Below are 21,810 nucleotides of genomic sequence, written 5' to 3'. Positions count from 1 at the left end.
CGGGGCGCGGCCAGCCCGTGCGGCACGGGTGCCACGGTCGGGGCGCCGGCGGCGTGCGACGCGAACGTCGGCGGCATGTGGTGGCCCTGCGGGGCGACCGGGGCGGAAGCGGCCGGAGCGCCCGTCACAGGGGTGCCGTCGGCGGCCGGAGACGGCGTGCTCGGCGCGGCCTCGGGGGTCTGAGGGGTCTGGGGGGTGAGTCCGGCCGACACGGCGTCGTCCGACGCCGGTGCCGGGCGGTCCTGCGGGTTGTCCTGGTTCATGGTGTGCTCCTTCAACGCCCCTCCAGGATGCCCCGCATCCCTGTGCGTTCCTTATGCCCAGCGTGAGTTTCCGCTATGGCCTTAGCCTGTTCTTCATGAGTGTCATCCCCGGCGCATGGCGTCGCACGGCGGCCGGTGCCGGTCTGCTCGACGCGGACGGAACCGTCGCGCCCACCATCTTCGCAGAGATGTCCGCCGCGGCGGTCAGAACCGGAGCCATCAATCTGGGGCAGGGCTTCCCGGACGAGGACGGCCCGGAGGCGGTGCTCGACGCCGCACGCGCCGCGATCGCCGACGGGGTCAACCAGTACCCGCCGGGACGCGGGTTCCCCGACCTCCTGACGGCCATCGCGGAGCACCAGCGGCGGTTCTACGGACTCGAGGTGGACCCGGGTACCGAGGTCATCGTGACCGCCGGCGCCACCGAGGCCCTCACCGCGACCCTGCTCGCCCTGATCGACGGGCCGGAGGACGAGGTCGTCGTCTTCGAGCCCTACTACGACTCGTACGCCGCCGCCGTCGCGCTCGCCGGTGCCCGGCTCCGGACGGTGCCCCTGCGGGCGCCCGAGTTCCAGCCGGACCTGGATCAGCTGGCGGAGGCCGTCACTGACCGGACAAGGATCATCCTCGTCAACGACCCGCACAATCCCACCGGAGCCGTCTTCGACGAGGAAGTGCGCCGCGAGGTGGTGCGCCTGGCCGCGCGGCACGACGCCGTGATCGTCACCGACGAGGTATACGAGCACCTCACCTTCGACGCCCCGCACGTCCCGATCGCCACCCTCCCCGGTGCCGCGGATCGGACGCTCACCATCTCGTCTGCGGGGAAGACCTTCTCGACCACGGGGTGGAAGATCGGCTGGGTGCACGGCCCCGCCGCACTCATCACGGCCGTCCTGACCGTCAAGCAGTACCTCACCTACGTCAACGGCGCCCCGTTCCAGCCCGCCGTCGCCGTCGGGCTCCGCCTCGACGACGCGTTCTTCACCGACGCGGCCGCCGTGCTCGCCCGCAAGCACGCGATCCTCGGCGACGGTCTCCGCGCCGCCGGCTTCACGGTCCACGCACCGCAGGGCGGCTACTTCACGGTGGCCGATGCGACGGCGCTCGGCGGCGCCGATGCAGCGGCCTTCTGCCGCACGCTTCCTGACCGTGCAGGCGTCGTCGCGATCCCGCTCACCGCCTTCGTGTCCTCCGCGCAGCGCTCGGCGTACGCGGGGCTCGTGCGTTTCGCGGCGTGCAAGCGCATCGATGTCCTCGAGGAGGCGGCGGCGCGCCTCGCCGGCCTGAACCCGTGAGCGGGTCCGGTCAGCGCGGCACCACAGCGTAGCGGCGGGCCCGCAGCGAGGGATTGGTCGCACGGACGCGCGCGATCGCCGCGCCGTCGACCACGCCGAGGGCCACTCCGGGCTCGGAGCCGATGCCGGCGCGGACGACGCCCTGCGGGTCGACGATGCGCGAGTGGCCCACGCCGATCGGCGCCGGGTGGTCGGCGGCGATCACGAACACCGTGTTCTCGATGGCCCGCGCGGCGAGCAGGGTGGTCCAGTGCTGCTCCTTGAGCGGTCCGCGCACCCACTCCGCGGGCACCACGAGCGCATCGGCGCCGGCGACCGCGAGAAGCCGCGACAGCTCGGGGAACCGCAGGTCGTAGCAGGTCATCAGCCCGAAGCGCAGTCCGCCGACCTCGAACACCGCGGGCTCGCCGATCTCCCCCGGCTCCACCCAGTCCGACTCGGTCTGCCCGAACGCGTCGTAGAGGTGCTGCTTCCGGTAGACCGCGAGGATGCCGTCGCCGCGCACGGCGACGACGCTGTTGCGCACGCGCCCCTCGTCCGAGGCCCTCTCCGTGACGCCGGCGACGATCACGACGGCGAGCTCCGCGGCCAGACCGATCAGCCCGGTCACGAACTCGCCGTCGAGACCCTCCGCATTCGCCGCGAGGCGTTCGTCCATCGGGTCGACGAAGTAGCTCGAGTACTCGGGGAACACGATCAGCTTCGCCCCGAGCCGTGCGGCCTCCGTCGCCAGCTCCGCGATCCGTTCCCTGTTGTGCTCGCGCGAATCGGTGGGGGCGAACTGGCACACGGCGACGGGCACGGCGGTGTTCTCAGACATGACGCCATCCTCTCGCACCCGCTGCCGCCGCGCTCGATTCGACGGCTCCCCGGATCCGTGATAAGTTATCTCTTGTGCCGCGGGGTGGAGCAGTTCGGTAGCTCGCCGGGCTCATAACCCGGAGGTCGCAGGTTCAAATCCTGTCCCCGCAACAAATGAAAGGCCCTCTGGTCGGGAGAAATCCCAGGCCGGAGGGCCTTTCGCATGTGGCGGGAGCCGAGCTCTGCGAGTATCGAGGGGTGAACCGACCGGTCGACATCGATGAGCGGCTCGTCGCCGACCTCATCGCGGAGCAGTTCCCCCGCTGGGCGCACCTGCCCGTCCGCGCCGTGGCGCGTCAGGGATGGGACAACAGGACGCTCCGTCTCGGCGACGAGTTGTCCGTGCGACTTCCTCGTGCCGAGGCCTACGCCCCGGCCGTGCAGAAGGAGAGCAGGGCGCTCGAGTTCCTCGACGGAAGGCTCCCCGTCGCGGTTCCCTCCGTCGTGGCGCTGGGGGAACCCGGTCGAGGTTATCCGTTGCCGTGGTCGATCCGCCGGTGGCTCGACGGCGACACCGTCGACCACGCCACGGGGATCGATCGCGCTCGCCTCGCCGCGGATCTCGGGGGCCTCCTCCGCGTCCTGAGGTCTCTCCGCGTGCACGCGGGGCGGGCCGCCGGTCGGCACTCGTTCTTCCGCGGTTCGCATCCGAGCGTCTACAGCGATGAGGTCCACACCGCACTCCAGCGGCTGGACGGCACCCTGGACGCGGAACTCTGCCGGAGCGTCTGGCTCGACGCGACGAGCAGCGCGTGGGAGTCCTCGCCGGTCTGGTTCCACGGCGACGTCGCCGTCGGCAACCTGCTCGTCAGCGACGGCCGCCTGTCGGCGATGATCGACTTCGGCACCTGCGGCGTCGGCGATCCGGCCTGCGACCTCGTCATGGCATGGACGTACTTCGACGGGGACGCGCGGGATGCGTTCCGCGACGCCGTCGACCTGGATGCCGCGACCTGGCGACGGGCTCGCGGCTGGGCACTCTGGAAGGCCCTAGTGACTCTCTCCGACGGGTCAGGGCCGGGCGGCGACGACAGCCGACGCGTGCTCCACGAGGTGCTGACCAGCCCGCTCTAGGCCTCCGGTCAGCGGACGACGGCGGTGGGCGCCACGAGCGCGGCGAGCACCTCGTGGCTGATGGAGCCGAGCAGGAAGCGGGCGACCGCGCCCCGCCCGTGCGAGCCGACCACGGCGAGGCTCGCGGTGGCGGCGGCGCGGTTGATGACCTCGGACGGATATCCGCGTTCGACTCGGGGCTGGATCTCGAGATCCGGATAGGTCGAGCGCAATCCGCCGAGAGCGACGGCGAGGGTCTCCTCGGACAGCTCCTGCATGGAGGAGAGGTACTGCTCGGGATACGCCCTCGCTCCGCGCGGGAGGGGGACGGGAGTCCATACCGTCACCGCGACGAGGGGCTCGCCGAGACGGTCGGCTTCGGCAGCGGCAAACGCGACGGCGGCTTCCGAGATCGGAGACCCGTCCACCCCGACGACCACACCGCGACGGTCGCTCGTCTCGATGTCGGGGATCACCACGACAGGGCAGGAGGAGTCGGCGACGATGCGCAGCCCGTGTGCCCCGCGCCGGGGACTGTCCGCGTCATCGGGACGGAAGTCGCTGCCGATCACGAGGAGGTTCGCGCCCGCGGTGGTCGAGACGAGCTGACGGACAGGGTCGCCGCGGAGCACGACGAGGTCGACGTCCAGGCCCTGATCCTTCAGCGTCTTCGCGTGCTCCTCCAGCAGACTCCGCGCCGCCGCGATCGCGGCGTCCACCACGGGGCCCTCCCCGACGGCGCCGACCGCTCCCCCGACGACGCTCGCGAGGAGCAGCGTGGCCTTCCGCGACCGGGCGCGGTGCGCGGCCCACTCCAGTGCTCGTCGTCCCGCCGACGTGTCCACCACTCCCACAACGATGCGCTCAGCCACGGCACCCTCCCTGTTCCCCTCCACCCTCCCATGCCACCCCCTCCCCGCGCGACGGTCCGTCCCGGACAAAACCCTCCGCCGGCTCAGGCACTCGCGCCCGTTCAGGCTTCCTGCCCAGAGGGCGCCTGACCTCGCGCGCCCGCCTGCTGCCGCGAGAACGCCTGTCCCGCCGCGCCGCCCGCGCAACCAGGCACCCGCGCGGAATCAGGCTCGCGTGCAGGGTGGCGCCTGATCTCGCGCGAGCGCCTGGTGCGGCGGACCGGCTTCCGGTGCACCGCGAGTTCCGGGAACGCGAAAGGGCACCCCGCGGGGGGTGCCCTTTCGTGTGCGTGGGAGCATCACTCTCCCGCGGCGGCCTCCAGCTCCAGGAGCTTCTCGACGGCCGCGGTGAGGCGCTTGTCCGCCTCGCCGAACTTCTCCAGGTCGCCCTCGGCGAGAGCCGCCTGGCGGTCGAGCAGCGCCTGCTGCGCCTTCGCCAGGGCATCGGCCTGCTCGTCCGTCGGCGTCGGCGTGGTCGGCGTCTCGCCGGTGTCGGGATCGGTCGTGCCCGGATCGGTGGGTTCGACCTCGTCGTCACCACCGGTCGCTCCGGAGTCGCCGCCGAACAGCGTGTCCAGCGCCTCGGTGAGCGTGTTCTCGAAGGCCACCCGGTCACCGAAGGCGACGAGCACCTTCTGCAGACGCGGCAGCTGCGTCCCCTCGGACGACTGCACGTAGACCGGCTGGACGTAGAGCAGACCGCCACCGACGGGCAGGGTCAGCAGGTTGCCGTAGATGACCTCGGACTCCCCCTGCTGGAGCAGGTTGAGCTGCGGGACCACGGCCGTGTCGGAGTTGTAGGTGTTCTGCACCTGACCGGGACCGGGCACCGTGGTGTCGGTGTCGATCTCGAGCATGCGCAGCTGCCCGTACCCCTCGGCCTTCACGCCCTTCTCGGCGCCGGCATCGGAGTCGACGGCGAGGTAGCCCATCAGCACGTCACGGCTTCCACCCGCGCCCTGGGAGGCCGGGATGAACGTGGAGAACATCGAGAACCGCGGTTCGTCCTGACCCGGCATCTGCATGGTCAGGTAGTACGGCGGCTGCAGCATCGCGTCGCTGCGCGGGTCGTTCGGCGTCTGCCAGCGGTTGTCCTGCTGGGCGAACGAGCCGGCCTTGTCGACGTGGTAGATGCCGAGGATGTCGCGCTGCACCTTGAACAGATCGGTCGGGTACCGGACGTGGCTCATGAGCTCGCCGGACATCTCGCTGATCGGCTTGAGGGTGGACGGGTAGACCTTCTGCCAGGTCTTCAGGACCGGGTCCTCCTCGTCCCAGGCGTACAGCGTGACCGAGCCGTCGTAGGCGTCGACCGTGGCCTTGACCGAGTTGCGGATGTAGTTGATGTCGTCGATCGCGAGCGACGGCGTCGGCACGTTCGAGTCGGCGATCGCGTCGGACAGGCTCACGCTCGTCGAGTACGGGTAGGTCGAGCTCGTCGTGTAGCCGTCCACGATCCAGACGATCCTGCCGTCCACGACGCTCGGGTACGGGTCGCTGTCGAGCTCGAGGTACGGCGCGACCTTCTGCACGCGGGTCTTCGGGTCGCGGTCGTAGAGGATCTGGGAGTCCTCGTTGACGAGGTTCGAGAACAGGATCTGCTCCGACTGGAACTTGAGCGCGTAGAGCAGCTTGGTGAAGCTGTCGCCGATCTTCGGCCCGCCGTTCCCGGAGAACGTCGTCTTCGTCTCGCTCGAGCCGTCCTTGCCCCGCGGGTAGTCGATCTCGACCGGGTCGGCCCCCTCGGGGGCGCCCACGATGGAGTACTCCGGGGAGTTCTCGCCGAAGTAGACCCGCGGCTCGAAGTCGCCCTGCTCGGACAGGAAGCCCGAGGTCGGGATGCCGCGCTCGAGGAAGACGGGCTCGCCGTCGGTCGTGCGCTGGTTGCCCGCCGCGGCGACGAGGCCGTAGCCGTGCGTGTAGACCGCGACGCGGTTGTTCCAGTTGTCGCCGTCGCCGAGGCCCGACATGTCGAGGTCACGGACGGAGACGACGGTGTCCTGCTTCACGCCGTCGATCTCGTAGCGGTCGACGTCCATGGTCGTCTGGAACTGGTAGTAGCCGCGGTACTGCTCGAGCTGACGGACCGTCGGCGGGATGACCTTCGGGTCCATGATGCGGATCGACGCGGTGGTCTCGGCGTCGGCGCGGAGCTGCCCCGCCTCGGCGTCGGTCTCGGCCTCGAAGGCCGTGGTCTCCAGGTCGGCGACGCCGTAGGCCTCCTTCGTGCCGTCGATGTTCCGCTGGTAGTACTCGGCCTGGTAGGCGTTCTGGTTCGGCTTGACCTGGAAGGTGGTGACCACCCACGGGTAGCCGATGCCGATGACGAGCGAGGCCACGATCAGCAGCGCGGTCGCCGCGAGCGGGAAGCGCCAGCGGCCGATGACGGCCGTGACGAAGAAGAGGATGGCGACGACGGCGGCGATGATCGCGAGGATGCCGAGGCCGGGGATGGTCGCGTTGGCGCCGGTGTAGGCGGCACCCGTGATGCGGTCGTCCGGCTCGACGAGGGTCTTGTAGCGGTCCAGCCACAGGCTCGCCGCCTGCACGAGCAGGTAGAGACCCGCGATGACCGCGAGCTGGATGCGGGCCGGCTTGGAGATGCGCAGCTCGCCCTGGCCGACGCGCACCGAGCCGTAGAGGTAGGACACGAGTGCGGTGACGAGGAGGCTGAGCAGCAGGACCGCCGAGACGAACGCGAGGAGGATCGAGTAGAACGGCATCGCGAACATGTAGAAGCCGGTGTCGACCTTGAACTGCGGGTCGACCTCACCGGTGGCGACGCCGTTGGCCCACAGCCACACGGTCTTCCAGTTGCCCGCTGCCGCGAACCCCGCGAAGAGGCCGAAGAAGATGGGCATGCCCCACATCGCCAGGCGCCGCAGCGGCTCGATGACCTCCTGGTAGCGGTCGAGCTGCGAGCTCAGCCGGACGTAGACCGGGCGGAGCCGGTACGCGAGCTGGATGACGACGAACAGCGGCACGGCCATGCCGAGGAAGCCGACGACGAACATCACCGCCGTCGCGATCCACTGCGTGGTGAGCACGCCGGTGAACCCGACCTGGTCGAACCAGAGGAATTCGGTGTAGAGCGACGCGAAGACGAAGAACGCCGCGATGAGCGCGGCGATGATCACCAGGGAGATTCCGAGGATGCGTCGGGAGGTTCGAGGCGTGGCCGGGGGCTGGGCTGGGGTCGAGGTCACCCCTCCATCCTAGGCACCGCTCGCTGTGGGCGGGCTGTCACACCGGTCACGGCGGGGTCACGACCCGCGCCGGTTCAGGTGGCCGGGACGTCGCAGGTCGGCAGCGCGTCGACGTCGCCGTCCTCGGCGATGACCTCCAGCGCCGCGAGCGATTCGTCGAGGGTCGCGGTGCGGATGACCTGCAGGCCGTCCGGAACGTGCCCCACGACCTCGTCGCAGTTCGCCTCCGGGGCGAGGAAGTAGTCCGCACCGGCGTCGCGGGCGCCGTAGAGCTTCTGGCGGATGCCTCCGATCGGCCCGACGGTCCCCTCGGCGTCGATCGTCCCCGTACCCGCGACCTCCTTGCCGCCGTTCAGCTCGCCCGGCGTCAGGGTGTCGATGATCCCGAGAGCGAACATCATCCCCGCGCTGGGGCCGCCGACGTTGTCGAGCTGGATCGTGACGTCGACCTCGAAGTCGTAGTCCGTGCGCAGCGTGATGCCGATCAGCCACGTCGTCGTGCCGTCCTGGGTCTGCTCCTCTGGCGTGATCTCCACGGTCTGCTCGTCGCCGTCGCGGCGCACCGTGAGCGCGACCGGATCGCCGCCCGCCTCCTGGATGGCCTCGCGCAGCGCGGTGGCCGAGGTCACGGGCGTGCCGTCGATCGCGGTGATCACGTCGTCCGCCTGGAGCAGACCGTCGGCCGGCGACCCTTCGACCGCATCGACCACGACGACCTCGGCTCCCGTGTCGTAGCCGAGCTCGTTCAGCGCGGCGGCCGTCGCCTCGTGCTGCGAGTCGACCATGAGCATCGCGTTGCGCTCGTCCCGCTGCTCGGTGGTGACGCCCTCGGGGAAGACCGCGTCCAGCGGCACGACGGCCCGCGACGCGTCCATCCAGGCGAGGGCGAGCTCGAACCAGCTCGGCGTGCGCTCCCGGTTGCCGACGACCTGGACGGTGGTGAGGTCGAGCGTTCCGCCCGTCTCGTAGGTCTCCGTCCCCTCCACGCTGATGAGCGGGACCTGCTCGCCGTCCGCGTTCTTCGCGGTGCCGAGGGTGTCGTACACGGGACCAGGGCGCTGGATGACGTACGGCGAGGGCAGGAACGTGAGGACGGCGAGCGCCGCGAGCGCGACCACCAGCGCCCAGACCCCGAGTCCGAGCTTCCCTGCGCGCGGTCGTTCCACAGCAATCCTCCGTCGTTCGCGAGCGGCGTACAGCGATCTGCCCGCTTCGGGGTCGCGCACTGAAACCTGTGACTAGCGTAGATGCCACGGCTTCAGACGTGCTGAGAGGGCGAGCGACATGGCAGACAACGAACCGAACCCGGAGGACTTCCAGGAGTTCCTGCGACGGATGCTCTCGAACCAGGGCGGCGGCGACATCGACCCCGAGGCGCTGCGCGGCGCCTTCCAGGGGATGGACGGCTTCACGTTCGACCCGGCGATGATGCAGACGATCATGGCGCAGCTCCAGGGTGCCTTCGGCGGCGATCCGTGGGAGAACTCGCTCCGGCAGGCCCTCCACATCGCCAACCGCGAGGGCCAGGGCATCGCCGACGGCTCACGATCCTCCCTCGCCGACTCCTTCGCTCTCGCGAACCTGTGGCTGGGCGAGGTGACCACCATCTCCGAACTCGCCGCTCCCCCGGTGGCGATGACCCGCGGCGAGTGGGTCGAGAAGACGCTGCCGGTGTGGAAGGAGATCGCCGGCCCCGTCTCGACGAGCATCGCCGACGCCCTGACGGCCGCGCTCGACACCCAGGTCCCCGAGGAGATGCGCGGTGTCGTGCAGGGTGCGGGACGCCTGATGCGGGGCCTGGGCGGCTCTGTCTTCGCCGCCCAGTTCGGGCAGGTGCTCGGCAACCTCTCGCTCGAGGTCGTCTCCGGCGGCGACGTGGGCATCCCCGTGCTGCCGGCGGGCACGGCCGCCGTGATCCCGCAGAACCTCACGGCTTTCGGTGAGGGGCTCGAGATCCCCGAGGACCAGATCGCGCTCTACATCGCCACCCGCGAGCTCGCCTACGCCCGCCTGTACCGTCACGCCAAGTGGCTGCATCTGCACGTGATGGCGCAGATCACCGATTTCGCCCGCGGCGTGACGGTGGACGTCGACGCCCTGGAGGACGTGGCGAGCCGCCTCGATCCCTCGAACCCCGAGGAGCTGCGCGCGGCGATCGAGGGCGGCGCCCTCCTGCCCACGCAGACCGAGGCGCAGCGCGAGGCCCTCGCCCGCCTGGAGAACCTCATCGCGACCATCGACGGCTGGGTCGACGTGGTCACGGCGGAGGCCACCACCCGGCTGCCCGACGGCGGCAGGATCGCCGAGGCGGCCCGCCGCCGTCGCGCGGTCGGCGGCCCGGCGGAGGACGCCCTCGGCGCGCTCGTCGGGCTCAAGCTCCGCCCGCGGCGCATCCGCGAGGCGTCCGCCATGTGGCGCGCGGTCACGGATGCCGTCGGCGTCGCCGCGCGGGATTCCCTGTGGGACTACCCCGACCTCATGCCCACCGCTGAGGACATCGACGACCCGACGGCGCTGATCGCACGTCTGCAGGCCGCCGAGCGCGGGGAGCAGCCCGAGGCGGACGAGTTCGACGAGGCGCTCGCGCGCCTGCTGGACGGCGACGACTTCTCCGGGGAGACGCCGGCCGAGGGCAGAGGCGAGGACGACGACGACGCTCCGGAGGGCGAACGCCCGGTCTGAGCCCGGGTCATCGAGGACGACTGAGCACTCTCCCTCCCCGACCGGGCAGAGCCCGCCGATCTCTCCACCGATCCCTCGAACCGGCCTGCGGCGTCGCGCGGCTCCGCAGAATCGAGGGGTGCCGCTCACCCCGACGACCCTGACCCGTCTCGATCCCGCGTTCCCGCTGCTCTGGCGCGATGGGACGACCCTCCAGATCGGCGACGACCCCGGCATCCGGGTCCCGGCCTCCGCACCGTGGGTCGAACGGGTCCTCAGCCGCATGCGCCGAGGATTCCGGCGCAGCGCGTTCGACGTCATCGCGCACCGCGCGGGTGCACCGTGGTCCGAGGCGCGACGGCTGCTGGCCGTCGTCGAACCCGCGCTGCAGGATGAGCCCGCTCCGCCGCGCGCCGCCCGCGTCTCCGCGCTCGGCCTCACCGACACGCGCGCGGAGGGGCGGCTGTGCGAGACGCTCGAGGACGAGGGCGTGCCGCTCGCGACGGCCGAGGAGCGGGGGTCGACGGCGGTCGCCGTCGTCCTCGTCCCCGGCGCGGCGGCCGCCGTGCAGTTCGCCCCGATGCTGCGCGCCGACCACCCGCACCTGCCCGTCGCGGTCGAGCCCGCGCGCATCACCGTGGGGCCGCTCGTGATCCCCGGGGTCACGCCGTGTCTGAGCTGCCGGGACGCCGAGGACACCGCTCGCGATCCGGCCTGGCCGCTCCTGCACGGTCAGCTCGTCGGCCGCGACCCCGGACGCCTCACGCTCGCCAGGGTGGCCGCCGCCGGGGCCGTCGCCGCGCATCTCCTGCGCGCGGCCGATCCGGCGCGCATCGCCAGGGTCAGCGCGGACGGCGGGATCGCGTGGCGTTCGGTGCGGTTTCGCGCAGAATGCCTGTGCCGCGCGCCGTCGTGCCCATCTCCGCCAGGAACCGCGACGGCGCCCGCTCGCCGCGCCCCGCCGTCCGTGCCCACGACAGCTCCAGCGTGCGCGCAGCCCGCGTGACCCCGACGTAGGCCAGACGCCGTTCCTCATCGACGGCCTCGAACGTCGTGGCGTAGGAGATGGGCAGAGACCCCTCCGCCCATCCGGCCAGGTACACGTGCGGCCACTCCAGGCCCTTCGCGGCATGCAGCGTCGACAGCGTCACCGTCCGCATCGTCGGCTCGTGCTGATCCTTCGCGCGGGCCATGAGCTCGTCGCTGAAGGACCGCAGAGTCGTCTCCGGCCCCGCCTCCTCCGCGAGACGGAGGATGGCACGCCGCGCCTCCCACCCGTCGCGCTGGGCTCCCCCGGCCGCCGGAGGCTCCTCGGTGAGTCCCAGCTCGCGCAGCACCCGTCGCACCCCGGGCAGGAATCCGTGCTCGGTCGGCGCCACCGCCGCCGCACGGAGCGCGAGGATCGCCTGGCGCACCTCCGGCATGGCGAAGAACCGCGTGCCGCCGAGCACCGAGGTGGCGATGCCCTCGGCGGCGAGCGCCTGCTGGAGCACCGCGGACTGCGCATGGGCGCGATACAGCACGGCGATCTCCGCCGGGGACGCGCCCCCGGCGATCCGTGCCGCGACGCCGGCGGCGATGCCCGCGGCCTCCTCGGCCTCCGTGTCGTACGCGGTGACCGTCGGCGGCTCCGCCGTGAACTGCTCCCGGGCCGGGACCAGCTCCAGCGCGCCGGGCCTGCCGTGCATCAAGGCGTTCGCCGCCGTCAGGATGGGGGCCTGGGACCGGTAGTTCGTCTCGAGACGGATGACGGTCGCGTCGGGGTGCCGCCGCTCGAACTCGAGCAGGAAGCGCTGCTCCGCCCCGGCGAACGAGTAGATCGTCTGGCTGGCGTCGCCGACCACGCAGATGTCGTGCCGATCGCCCAGCCAGAGCTCCAGGAGCCGGTTCTGGAGCGGCGACACGTCCTGGAACTCGTCGACGGTGAAGTGCCGGTACTGCTCGTGGACGGCGGCCGCGACCCGGGGCTCGGTCTCCAGCATCCCCGCGCAGGCGAGCAGCACGTCCTCGAAGTCGAGTTGATGACGCTCGTCCTTGAGCGCCTCATAGCCGCGCATCAGCTCCACGAGCTGCGTGGGGTCGATCCCGCTGATCGGCCGACCGAGCTCGGCGTACCGGTCGATCGAGACCATCGAGACCTTCCGCCACTCGATCTCCGCGGCGATGTCGCGCAGGGTCGCCGTGCTCGGACGCAGGCGGATGGCATCGGCGGCCTGGCCCAGCAGGCGCACCTTGTTGTCGATGATCGACGGCGCGGGCGCACCGGCCAGGGTGGGCCAGAAGAAGTTGAGCTGTGCGAGGGCCGCCGCGTGGAAGGTGCGGGCGGCGACGCCCTCGACCCCGAGCGCACGGAGGCGGCCGCGGAGCTCACCGGCGGCCTTCGCGGTGAACGTGACCGCCATCACGCGCGACGGCGAGTAGGCACCCGTGTCCACCCCGTGCGCGATGCGATGCGTGATGACCCTGGTCTTGCCCGTCCCGGCCCCCGCGAGCACCGCCACCGGGCCCCGCAGGACCGAGGCCGCCGCTCGCTGCCGCTCGTCGAGGGCATCGAGTGCGCTCACGGGCGCTCCTCGAACCAGTTGACGATGAGGGCCCGCGCGATCGAGGCCGGCCCCGGGAGTCCGACCGGACCGTTCCCCGCGAGCGCGGAGCCGATCTCCGTCCGCGTGAACCACCGGACGTCGATGATCTCCTCGCCGTCCGGGCGCGCCGCCGCGTTGTCCTCGACGACCGCCCGGAAGCCGACCATGAGCGACCGCGGGAACGGCCACGGCTGCGACGAGACGTAGCGGAGGGCCGACAGCCGCACGCCGGACTCCTCCTCGATCTCCCGGTGCACGGTGGCTTCGAGGGACTCGCCCGCCTCGGTGAAACCCGCGAAGCAGGAGTACATGCGTCCGCCCCAGTTGGCGTTGGCGCCGAGCAGCAGCCGCTCGCCGTCCCCGCTCTCGACGGCGACGATCACGGCGGGATCGGTCCGCGGGAAGTGCTCGCGCCCGCACACCAGGCACCGTCGAGACCAGCCCGCGTTGCGCAGCTCCGTCCCTCCGCCGCAGGTGGGGCAGAACGGGGCGTCGCGGAGCCAGCCGGCCAGGGCGACGGCGGCGACCAGGACCTCGGACTCCCCCGCGTCCAGGCGCCCGCCGAGGTCGCGGAGCCCGAGCCAGATCTCGTCGGGCGCGGTGTCGAGGGCATCGGTCTCCGGCGGCAGCGCGGCGAGCAGGAGCGCCGCGCCGTCGGCATCCCGGCCGAGCAGCGCCCATGTCCCGTCCGCGACCTCGTCCGGCGAGACGCGCAGCAGCGCGGAGGCCGCCACGCGCACACGTCCCTCCCGGACGACGACGACGCGCGAGCCCGCGTCGTCGCGCAGACGCTCGAGCACGCCCTCCTCCTCGCGGAGTTCGGCGGCGCGGTCGAAGAACGGGCGCGGAATGCTCATCGACTCCCCCTTTCACGGGCGTGGCGGAGGCGGGACCGCCCCTGAGCCGACCTACCCTGGGGGCATGGGACGCTCTCCATTCACTCTAGCCGCGGCGGTGACGGCCGCACTTCCCGGCGCGGAGGTCACGGGCACCCGGGCGCTCACCGCGGACGGCGACGGGCGCTTCGACTCCGCCGTCGCCTCGCTCGCCGACGGCCGGGAACTCGCGATCCGCGTGGCTGACGACGATGACGCGGCGCGGGAGCTGGCGGCGGAGGCCCTGGCGCTGCGCGCCCTCACCGACGGTGCGCGTGCCATGCTGCCGTTCCGCGCCCCCGGCTACATCGGCGAGACCAGGGTGGGCGAAGGGCGTGCGCTCGTGACCGAGCTGCTCCCCGGCTTCCAGATCGAGGCGTCGATGGTGCCCGCCGGACGCGGCGCGGCGGAATCCATGGGAGCCGCGATCGCCGCCGTGCACGGGCTGCCGACGTCGGTCGTCCGCGGCGCCGGGCTCGTGATGCGCAGCGCCGAGGAGAGCCGCGCCGAGCTGGAGCGCCTCGTCGACACCGCGGCCGCCACCGGACACGTCCCTGCCCGCCTCACCGTGCGGTGGCGGGACGCCGTCGCCGACGACGACCTCTGGCGCTTCGAGTCGACCGTCGTGCTCGGCGGCGTGCAGGCGACGTCCTTCCTCTTCGACGACCACCCCGAGCGCGGCCCCGAGGTCACCGGCGTGATCGGCTGGCACGGTCTCGCGGTCGGCGATCCGGCACTCGATCTCTCCTGGCTGTCCGCGGCTCCCGACGCGGCGGCCGACGTGCACGGCGCCTACGCCCGTGCCATGGACCGCACTCCCGATGCCGGGCTCGAGGTCCGCGCGCGTCTGCTCGCCGAGCTGGAGTTCGCGCGCTGGCTCGTCCACGGCGACGCGCTGCGGCGCGAGGACATCGTGGAGGACGCTGCGGCGCTGCTCGAGGCTCTCGCCGACGGCCTCCGCCATGACGACCTCGGCGTGCCCGGCGACCGACGCTCGGACGTGGACTCCGCCATGGACGCGCTCGACCGCGTGCCGGTGGCGGCCGCCCCCGAGGTGGACACCTCGATGCAGACCGACGCCTACAACCCCGAAGAACTCTGGGCGGCGGAGGCGGACGACGCCGACCGCGACGCCCCGGCGGCGGCGTCGACGGACGCGGAGAAGCCCGCGGATGCACCGTCGCAGCCGGACGCGGAACGCCGCGCCGCGGTGGCGAGCATCGAGACCGAAGACCTCTCCGGCGTCGCCCAGGCGTTCGCCGAGACGCGCGGGAGCGGACGAGCTGAGCACTCCGCCCCCTCGTCCTCCCCCGCAGCCGACGACGACTCCGAGGAGGCTCAGCGCGCGGCGCGGGCAGCGCTCCAGCGCTGGAAGAGCTCCTCCTCCGAGTAGACGCGATCCCCGCGGATGACGAGGTCGTCGGCCACGTAGTACAGCGCCACGTCGATCTCCTCCAGCGGGACACCGAACCGTCGGTGGTACGCGAGCCGATAGAGGGCGAGCTGCAGCATGCGCTCCTCGCGCTCCTGCGGCGTCCGCGGCGCGCGCCCGGTCTTCCAGTCCACGATCTCGATCCGTCCGCCGCGGTCGGCGCGTCGGTACACCGCATCGAGCTTGCAGATCACGATGTGCGCGTCCGCGGCGCCGGCACCCGTCCCCGGAAGGCCGGCGCCCAGCGCGAAGTCGATCTCGATCTCCACGGCGAGAGGCTGCAGCGGCCCCCACTCGCTCCGCTCGAAGGTCTCCTGCAGCGCCGCGAGGTCGGCGGCATCCGCCGCTGCCCCTGACCCCGGAGCGCCCGGTACGCTATCGCCCTCCGGCTCGTCCTCGTCGATCTCCCAGAGCGCCTCATCGACCCGGGTCCCGACGCCGACGAGCTCGGAGCGCTGCTCCACCCACGCGTGGAACAGGGTCCCCAGACGGGTCTGGCGGTACGGACGCTCCGGCATCGGACGCACGAGCGAGGACAGGGTGCCGGTGTAATCCGTGACGTAGTCCTTGAACCGGGAGGCGGGAACGCGGGTGGGAGCCTCGGCGTCCGTTCCGCGCTGGCGGGCCGCCCGCTCATCGAGGAGCCGGCGCAGCTCCTCCGTCGGAACGGCGGCGTCGTCGTGCAGGGCCTCCTCGACGAGCGCGGCCGCGGCGGTCACCACGGCACGCCTCCCGCCGAGGGGATCGAGCGGCCAGTGGAGCGTGGCCCCGGGACCGTCGTACGGGTTCTCGTCGGGATCGACCGGCGGGACCTCGTCGAGGCCGAGGACGTCGATGGCCTCGAGGAGGTACGGGCTCGGTGTGCGCGGCGCCTTCTGGCCCGCCCAGTGGGCTCCGCTGAGCAGAAGATCGCTCTTGGCGCGGGTGATCGCCACGTAGGCGAGGCGACGCTCCTCCTGGCGCTGATACTCCCGGTAGGCGTCCTTGAAGCGCTTGAGCGCGCCACCGTGCGGATTCGCCTTCGTCACACCGCCCGACAGCGACGCCTGGGCGCGCTTCTGCCGCATGCCGGGGTCGGTCTCCCCCTCCATCGCCTCCTCCGGATCCCAGACGAAGCGCGGGAGCGCATCGCGGTCTCCGCGCAGCGCGAAGGGAACGACGCCGAAGCCGAACCAGCCGGAGGTGTCGGACACGCGTCCCGGCAGCTCGTCGACGACGAGGCGCACGACGGCGACCGCGTCCCACTCCAAGCCCTTCGACCCGTGGATCGTGAGCAGTTGCACGACGCCGGGCTCCGGCGGCTCCGGACGCGGCATCAGCTCGTCGGTGCTCTCGGCCTTGTCGAGCCAGGCCAGCAGACTGCCGATCGTGCCGCGCTCGTCGGCGGCGAGGAACGCGCGCACCTCGTCGGCGAACGCCCGCAGCTGGGTCGCTGCCACGCGCGCGGGGCCTCGGGTCTCGTTGGCGGCGAGCTCGATGTCCAGCCGCAGCTCCAGCTCGATGAGCCGGATGAGCTCCGGGATGGGCTGGGACGACGCGCGACGCAGACGCTCCAGCATCTCCCCCGCCGCGCGGATCCGGGCGCGGCCCTCCGGCGTGATCCCCTCCAGCAGGCGGTAGTCGTCCCGGACCGCGCGCACGATGTCGACCGCGTCCACGATGGAGACGGCCTCGTCGGCACCGCGGGAGGAGCGGAGCCGCACCCTGACCTCCTCGGGCAGGGGCATGAGGGCGGTGTCGCGCTCCGCGAGTGCGCGCCCCAGCTCGTAGAGCGCCGCCATGTCCGCCACCCCGACGCCGAAGCGCGGGCCGGTGAGGAGCCGGATCAGCGCCGAGCCCGCCGTCGGATCGTGCACCACCCGCAGGGTCGATACGACGTCGACGACCTCGGGCGTGGCGAGCAGGCCGCCCAGACCGAGGATGCGGTGCGGGATGCCCCGCGCGGCGAGCGCGCCGGCGAAGGTCTGCATGTGGCGCTTGGACCGGAACAGGATGGCGCCGGTGTGCGGGGAGGCCGAGGTCGCGTCGTGGGCGGCGCGGCGTTCGGCGAACCAGGCCGCGACCTCGGCGGCCTCGTCGTCGACGGTGAAGGGGTAGCGCACGGCGACCGTGCCCTCCCCCGCGCCCGGCCGCGGCTCCAGCGGCGGCACATCGAGTCCGGGGCGCTGCAGAGGTTCGAGCACCCGGTTGGCGACGTCGAGGATCCTCCGATCGTTGCGCCAGCTCGTCATGAGGCTGTAGGTGCGCACGCCGCCTGCACTCGAGAACGACCGGGGGAACGCGTAGAGGTTGTCGGCGCTGGCCCCGCGCCAGCCGTAGATCGACTGATGCGGATCGCCGACGGCCATGACGGCCGTGTCGCGGAACAGCTCCGCGAGGAAGCGCGTCTGGATCACGGAGGTGTCCTGATACTCGTCGAGCAGCACCACACGGTGCTGCTCGCGCAGCTCGGCGCGGACGTCCGGCGCGGACTCGACGATGTCGTACGCGCCGGAGACCTGGTCGGCGAAGTCGAGCACGCCGCGGCGATCCTTCTCGGCGATGTAGTCCCGCACGAGGCGGGTCAGGGTCGGGAGGGTACGCAGGTTGACCGCCGCCTTCTCGACGTCGGCGTGGGAGCGGTAGGGCTCGAACGCCGCGGCCTGCGCCGCGGCGAGGCGCTCCGCCTCCGCGAGGTCGACGCGGTGGTCGAGGGCCTCGCCGGCGAGCCGCTGCACGGCGTCGATGACCGTCCCCAGGGCGTAGTCGACCTCCTCCAGTTCCGGCAGGTCGCTGCGGAGCACGACCTCCCGCGCCAGCATCCAGGAGGCCGCTTGGCTCAGCATCGCCACATCCGGATCCCGGCCGATGCGGGCGGCGTGCTCGCGGACGATGCCGTCCGCGAAGGCGTTGTAGGTCGACACGCGCGGGCGGATGAGGAGGTCGTCGGCGGTGCGGACCGCCGGCTCTCCGCCCGTGCCGTGCTGCCGGGCGAGGTCGTCGAGGACCTGCGCGCGCACGAGCTCCCGCTGGCGCCCCGGCGCGGCGTCCGCCACCCGGCGCAGCGCTCCTCCGGCGACGATCTCCGGGAGGTGCGGGAGCAGACCCCGCCGCCCGTACTCGTCGACGACGGCGAGGCGGGCGCCGATGCGCTCCGCCAGCTCCCCCGCCGCCTTGCGCGTGAACGTGAGTCCGAGGACCTCGTCCCGGCGGACGAGCCCGTTCGCGACGAGCCAGACGACCCGGGCCGACATGGTCTCCGTCTTGCCGCTGCCGGCTCCGGCGACGACGAGGGCGGGCTCGAGCGGGGCCTCGATCACCTGCTGCTGGGCGGGCGTCGGGGTCGGGAGTCCGAGCGCGGCGGCGATATCGGTCGCCGAGAGCACGGCGTCCGCGGGTCCTGCGGTCATGCGCTCACCGCCGGCACGGTGTGGATGCGGCACGGATGCACCCGGCGCTGGGTGTCGGCGCAGTGCGCCTCGACCTGAGCCGTGAAGCTCGCCGCCGACATGCCGCGGGCGACCTCCGCGACCCGGCGCAGGAACTGCGATCGGGCCTCGGCGTCCAGAGCATGCTGATGCGCGACGCGGTAGTCGCTCTTGGCCAGCGTCTTCGAGACGATGACGAGCCGCGCGCCCCCGAGCGAGCCCGGCGCGGCACCGGGCACGAGACCCTCCTGCACCGCGATCTGATACGCCGCGAGCTGGGCGTGCTCGACGACGCCGCCGTCCGACTCCGGATCGGTCTTCCCGGTCTTGAGGTCGACGACCACCGTGGTCCCCTCCGGCCCGCCGGCCATCGTCTGCCAGCCGCGGCCGCGCGCCGGGCCGTGTTCGCCGGCACCGGGCGGGTACGCCTCGACCCGGTCGATGTAGCCGTGCACGATGGCACGGTGCCCACGGTCCTCTCCCACCGGGTGCACCGTGGGCTCGGCGGTCGCACCGGACACGTCGACGGCGAACCGGAACTCCACCTCGCTGCCGAGGACGCGCCCGCCGTCTCTCCTCACCTCGCCGAGGTAGCTGTGCAGCCGGTCGACGAACAGGTCGGCGCGGCGGCGCTCCTTGCGTCCGATCCACGCCGTCTCGAAGTCGAGTTCCGGCCAGTGCTCCTCGACGATCTCCCGCATGCGCGCGATATCGCCGTCCGGTACGCGCTCCATCGCCTCGTGGACGATCGTGCCGATACCGGCCGTCGGCGGCATGACCGTATCGCCCCCGAGGGCCGAGACGACCCAGTTGAGCCCGCACTCCTCATACGACTCCACGGCCGAGGGCGACACCCGTGCGCCGTTCGCGGCGAGATCGCGGAGCGGTGCCGCGGTCGACGGCGCCGTCACTCCGTACCAGTCGTGCGGATGCGCACCGGGCACCCCCTCCCTGGCCAGGACGGCGAGCTGGGCGGCGGCCTCGCGCCGCGCCGGCTCGGCGGGAGCCGTGGTGAGCACGCGACGGTGCCGCGCGACGAGCCCGCGCAGCGTGAGGGGGTGTTCCGCCGAGGCATGGCGCTCCGGCGGCTCCGGCGGCGGCAGGAATCCGAAGAACGCGCTGGGCGACAGGTCGTCGTCGTCCACGGCGGTGATGAGCAGTCGATGGCGCGCCCGGGAGAGCGCCCGCACGAACAGGCGCAGCTCGTCGTGCAGAGCGGCGCGACGCCGGTCGAGCACGCCGGGCACCTCCGCCGGCAGGCCAGAGCGCGCCGCGATCAGCGCCTCGGCGAGCCGCCAGGTCTGGAGCAGCCCGCCCCGCAGCCGCACGTTGGGCCACACGCCGTCCTGCACCCCGGCGACGACCACGGCGTCGAACTCCGTGCCGAGCGCTGTGGCCGGCGTGAGCAGCGTCACCGTGCCCGGCCGCTCGGGCGACGACAGCGTGTCCTCCGGCACCTCGCTGTCGAGGATGTCGCGCACGAAGACCTCGGGACGCTCGTTCGGGGTGCGCTCGACGAAGCGCTTGGCCGCGTCGAAGAGGGCCACGAGGGCGTCGAGCGACCGCGCCGTCTCGGCGCCGGTGGGCAGCAGCGAGATCTCCCGCCACGCGACGTGCAGCCGCCGCCCGTCGACGGCCCTGGCCTGCTCCCAGATGCGCCACAGGAGGTCGTGGATCGTCTCGCCCTCCGCCGCTGCACGGGCGACGCCGGCGACCGTCTCGGCGAAGCGCTCCGCGGTCCGCGACTCCGGCGCATCGATGAGCGTGAGGGTGGCCGGCGCCGACATCGCCGCGCGCAGCAGCTCGCGCGCCGGGGTCGACCCGCCCTGCCCGAGCTCGAGGTGGCGGAGCCGCGCGCGCAGCCGCCGCAGCGCGATCGCATCCATGCCGCCGAACGGTGTGCGCAGCGCCTCCTCCCAGGCCTGGACCGTGCGCTCGTCGTCCGGGGTCAGCGCGAGCCGGACGATGCCGACGATGTCGCGCACGATCCCCTCGCTGCCGAGCGGGCGCTGCACACCCGCGGCCCTCGTCGGGATCTCGCGCGCGGCGAGCTCGGTCTCGAGGGCTGTGACCTGACGGGTGTCATGGGCGATGACCGCCATCCGCTCCCACGGGATCCCGGCGCGGAGATGCCAGTCGCGCATGACCCCGGCGATGCGGTCGAACTCCTCGTAGGGCGACGGGGCGAGGAAGGTCGACACCTCGGCTTCGTCGTCCTCCGCCGCGGGCGCCGGCGCCCGCCGGTGCTCGACCCGTCCTGACGCCCCGATCGCCTGCGTCACCGTGCGCGTCAGCGCGGTCAGCAGGGGGCGCTGCCGGTGCGCGCCGTCGAGCACGTGCACGGTGCCGAGCGCGCCGGTGAGCTGTGCGAACAGCTCGGGACTGGCACCGCGGAAGGCACCGGAGGAGATGTCGGGATCGCCGAACGCCTGCACCGCGACGCCCCGCTCCCGGAGCGCGCGCACCACGCCGATCCCGCCGCGCGTGAGCTCCTGGGCGTCGTCGATGAGCACCAACCGCAGGGGTGCGAGCGGCCCGAGGGTGGCGCCGTCGGCGGTGCGGAGGATCCCCGCCGCCTCGCTGAGGAGGTCGGCGGTGTCACGGTGCGCGGCCCGCAGGGCGTCGAGCACCGCGCGGTACTCCTCCACGAAGTCGGCGGCCGCCGTCCACACCGCGTCGCCCGTGGCGCGCAGCTCCGCCGGGCTCGCCCCCAGCTCCGTGCACTCCGCGAGGAAGGCGCGCAGCTCGGAGCGGAAGCCCTTCGAGGCGCGGACGGGCTCGCTGAGCGCCGGAGGCCAGGAGATGCGGGTGTCCTCGGCATCTCCGGCCAGCAGTTCGGCGATGATGCGATCCTGGTCGGCGCCGGTGAGCAGCGCCGGCGGCTCGGCCCCTTCGCGGACCATCGCCCCGCGGACCAGCTGGAACGCGAACGACCCGAGCGAGCGTGCCAGTGGCCCTGGCGTCGCCTGGCCGATGCGCACGCCGATCCGGTCGCGCAGCGCGGTGGCCGCCTGCCGGCTCGGGGTGAGCGCCAGCACCTCCTCCGGACGCAGCCCCTCGACCTCGAGGAGCTGCACGACCCGGTCGACGAGCGTGCGCGTCTTGCCCGTGCCGGGGGCGCCGATCACGACGCCGGACGCGGTCGGCGGCGCCGTGATCACAGCTCGCTGCGCGGCATCCGACATCATCCCTCCACGCTATCGGGAGGCGCGGACATCGGCGTCGAGGGCGGGGCTGCTCGCGGGTTGTGCGCTCAGG

At 72.6% G+C, this 21,810-nt stretch carries 12 protein-coding genes, 1 tRNA gene and 1 pseudogene; 5 read left to right on the top strand and 9 right to left on the bottom strand.

Going from position 1 to position 21,810, the window contains the following annotated elements; all coding sequences use genetic code 11:
• Positions 1-263: pseudogene (locus AC2W7E_RS15560) on the bottom strand (serine protease); the annotation flags it as partial.
• 95 nt (positions 264-358) lie between these two features.
• Between AC2W7E_RS15560 and AC2W7E_RS15555 the strand changes: the two are divergent.
• Positions 359-1,561 (top strand): aminotransferase class I/II-fold pyridoxal phosphate-dependent enzyme, encoded by a 1,203-nt coding sequence (locus AC2W7E_RS15555; RefSeq protein WP_485989470.1) that lies wholly within the window; start codon positions 359-361, stop codon positions 1,559-1,561.
• Positions 1,562-1,571: 10 nt separating this feature from the next.
• Here the strand turns inward: AC2W7E_RS15555 and AC2W7E_RS15550 are convergent, their stop codons facing one another.
• A complete protein-coding gene (locus AC2W7E_RS15550) occupies positions 1,572-2,381 on the bottom strand; it encodes a carbon-nitrogen hydrolase family protein (protein WP_485989469.1) in 810 nt (269 codons plus the stop codon).
• A gap of 78 nt (positions 2,382-2,459) precedes the next feature.
• On the opposite strand from AC2W7E_RS15550, the gene AC2W7E_RS15545 reads away from it, so the two are divergent.
• Positions 2,460-2,533, top strand: a tRNA-Met gene (locus AC2W7E_RS15545).
• An 87-nt stretch (positions 2,534-2,620) separates the two neighbouring features.
• Positions 2,621-3,496 (top strand): aminoglycoside phosphotransferase family protein, encoded by an 876-nt coding sequence (locus tag AC2W7E_RS15540; protein WP_485989468.1) that lies wholly within the window; start codon positions 2,621-2,623, stop codon positions 3,494-3,496.
• A gap of 8 nt (positions 3,497-3,504) precedes the next feature.
• Here AC2W7E_RS15540 and AC2W7E_RS15535 read toward each other — a convergent pair whose 3' ends face one another.
• The 3 genes from AC2W7E_RS15535 to AC2W7E_RS15525 form a co-directional block, all read right to left on the bottom strand.
• Positions 3,505-4,347, bottom strand: a complete 843-nt coding sequence (locus tag AC2W7E_RS15535; protein ID WP_485989467.1) for a universal stress protein — start codon at positions 4,345-4,347, stop codon at positions 3,505-3,507.
• A 338-nt stretch (positions 4,348-4,685) separates the two neighbouring features.
• Entirely contained in the window at positions 4,686-7,592 is a 2,907-nt protein-coding gene (locus tag AC2W7E_RS15530; RefSeq protein WP_025102983.1) for a UPF0182 family membrane protein, read from the bottom strand.
• Positions 7,593-7,666: 74 nt separating this feature from the next.
• On the bottom strand, positions 7,667-8,758 hold the full coding sequence (locus tag AC2W7E_RS15525) for a YlbL family protein (RefSeq protein WP_085607056.1): 1,092 nt from the start codon (positions 8,756-8,758) through the stop codon (positions 7,667-7,669).
• 118 nt (positions 8,759-8,876) lie between these two features.
• Here AC2W7E_RS15525 and AC2W7E_RS15520 point away from each other — a divergent pair, with 118 nt between their 5' ends.
• Complete coding sequence (locus AC2W7E_RS15520) at positions 8,877-10,274, top strand: zinc-dependent metalloprotease (protein WP_085607054.1); 1,398 nt, start codon at positions 8,877-8,879, stop codon at positions 10,272-10,274.
• Positions 10,275-11,095: 821 nt separating this feature from the next.
• Here AC2W7E_RS15520 and AC2W7E_RS15515 read toward each other — a convergent pair.
• Both AC2W7E_RS15515 and nudC read right to left on the bottom strand, forming a co-directional pair.
• Positions 11,096-12,817: an ATP-dependent helicase gene (locus tag AC2W7E_RS15515; RefSeq protein WP_303708265.1), complete on the bottom strand. Its 1,722-nt coding sequence runs from the start codon at positions 12,815-12,817 to the stop codon at positions 11,096-11,098.
• Positions 12,814-13,695 carry an NAD(+) diphosphatase gene (gene nudC, locus AC2W7E_RS15510; RefSeq protein ID WP_485989465.1) on the bottom strand — a complete coding sequence of 294 codons (882 nt, stop codon included), beginning with the start codon at positions 13,693-13,695 and terminating at the stop codon, positions 12,814-12,816. The genes AC2W7E_RS15515 and nudC overlap by 4 nt, the downstream gene beginning before the upstream one ends.
• A 64-nt stretch (positions 13,696-13,759) precedes the next feature.
• Here nudC and AC2W7E_RS15505 point away from each other — a divergent pair, with 64 nt between their 5' ends.
• Complete coding sequence (locus AC2W7E_RS15505) at positions 13,760-15,106, top strand: protein kinase family protein (protein ID WP_025102977.1); 1,347 nt, start codon at positions 13,760-13,762, stop codon at positions 15,104-15,106.
• Here AC2W7E_RS15505 and AC2W7E_RS15500 read toward each other — a convergent pair.
• Entirely contained in the window at positions 15,052-18,534 is a 3,483-nt protein-coding gene (locus AC2W7E_RS15500) for an ATP-dependent helicase (protein ID WP_485989464.1), read from the bottom strand. The two genes, AC2W7E_RS15505 and AC2W7E_RS15500, sit on opposite strands and share 55 nt — an antisense overlap.
• Positions 18,531-21,740, bottom strand: coding sequence for an ATP-dependent helicase (locus AC2W7E_RS15495; RefSeq protein ID WP_485989463.1), 3,210 nt, complete (start codon positions 21,738-21,740; stop codon positions 18,531-18,533). Before AC2W7E_RS15495 ends, AC2W7E_RS15500 begins: the two co-directional genes overlap by 4 nt.
• Positions 21,741-21,810: the final 70 nt, after the last annotated feature.

This window comes from Microbacterium sp. CFSPD4_SD4 (genome assembly GCF_057364585.1).
The sequence above is the reverse complement of the archived record's forward strand: the minus strand, read 5'-3'. Positions and strand labels throughout refer to the sequence as shown.

Coding starts and splice junctions, on each gene's coding strand:
- AC2W7E_RS15555 (WP_485989470.1), top strand. CDS start 359: ATGAGTGTCATCCCCGGCGCATGGCGTCGCACGGCGGCCGGTGCCGGT.
- AC2W7E_RS15550 (WP_485989469.1), bottom strand. CDS start 2,381: ATGTCTGAGAACACCGCCGTGCCCGTCGCCGTGTGCCAGTTCGCCCCC.
- AC2W7E_RS15520 (WP_085607054.1), top strand. CDS start 8,877: ATGGCAGACAACGAACCGAACCCGGAGGACTTCCAGGAGTTCCTGCGA.
- nudC (WP_485989465.1), bottom strand. CDS start 13,695: ATGAGCATTCCGCGCCCGTTCTTCGACCGCGCCGCCGAACTCCGCGAG.
- AC2W7E_RS15505 (WP_025102977.1), top strand. CDS start 13,760: ATGGGACGCTCTCCATTCACTCTAGCCGCGGCGGTGACGGCCGCACTT.
- AC2W7E_RS15500 (WP_485989464.1), bottom strand. CDS start 18,534: ATGACCGCAGGACCCGCGGACGCCGTGCTCTCGGCGACCGATATCGCC.
- AC2W7E_RS15495 (WP_485989463.1), bottom strand. CDS start 21,740: ATGATGTCGGATGCCGCGCAGCGAGCTGTGATCACGGCGCCGCCGACC.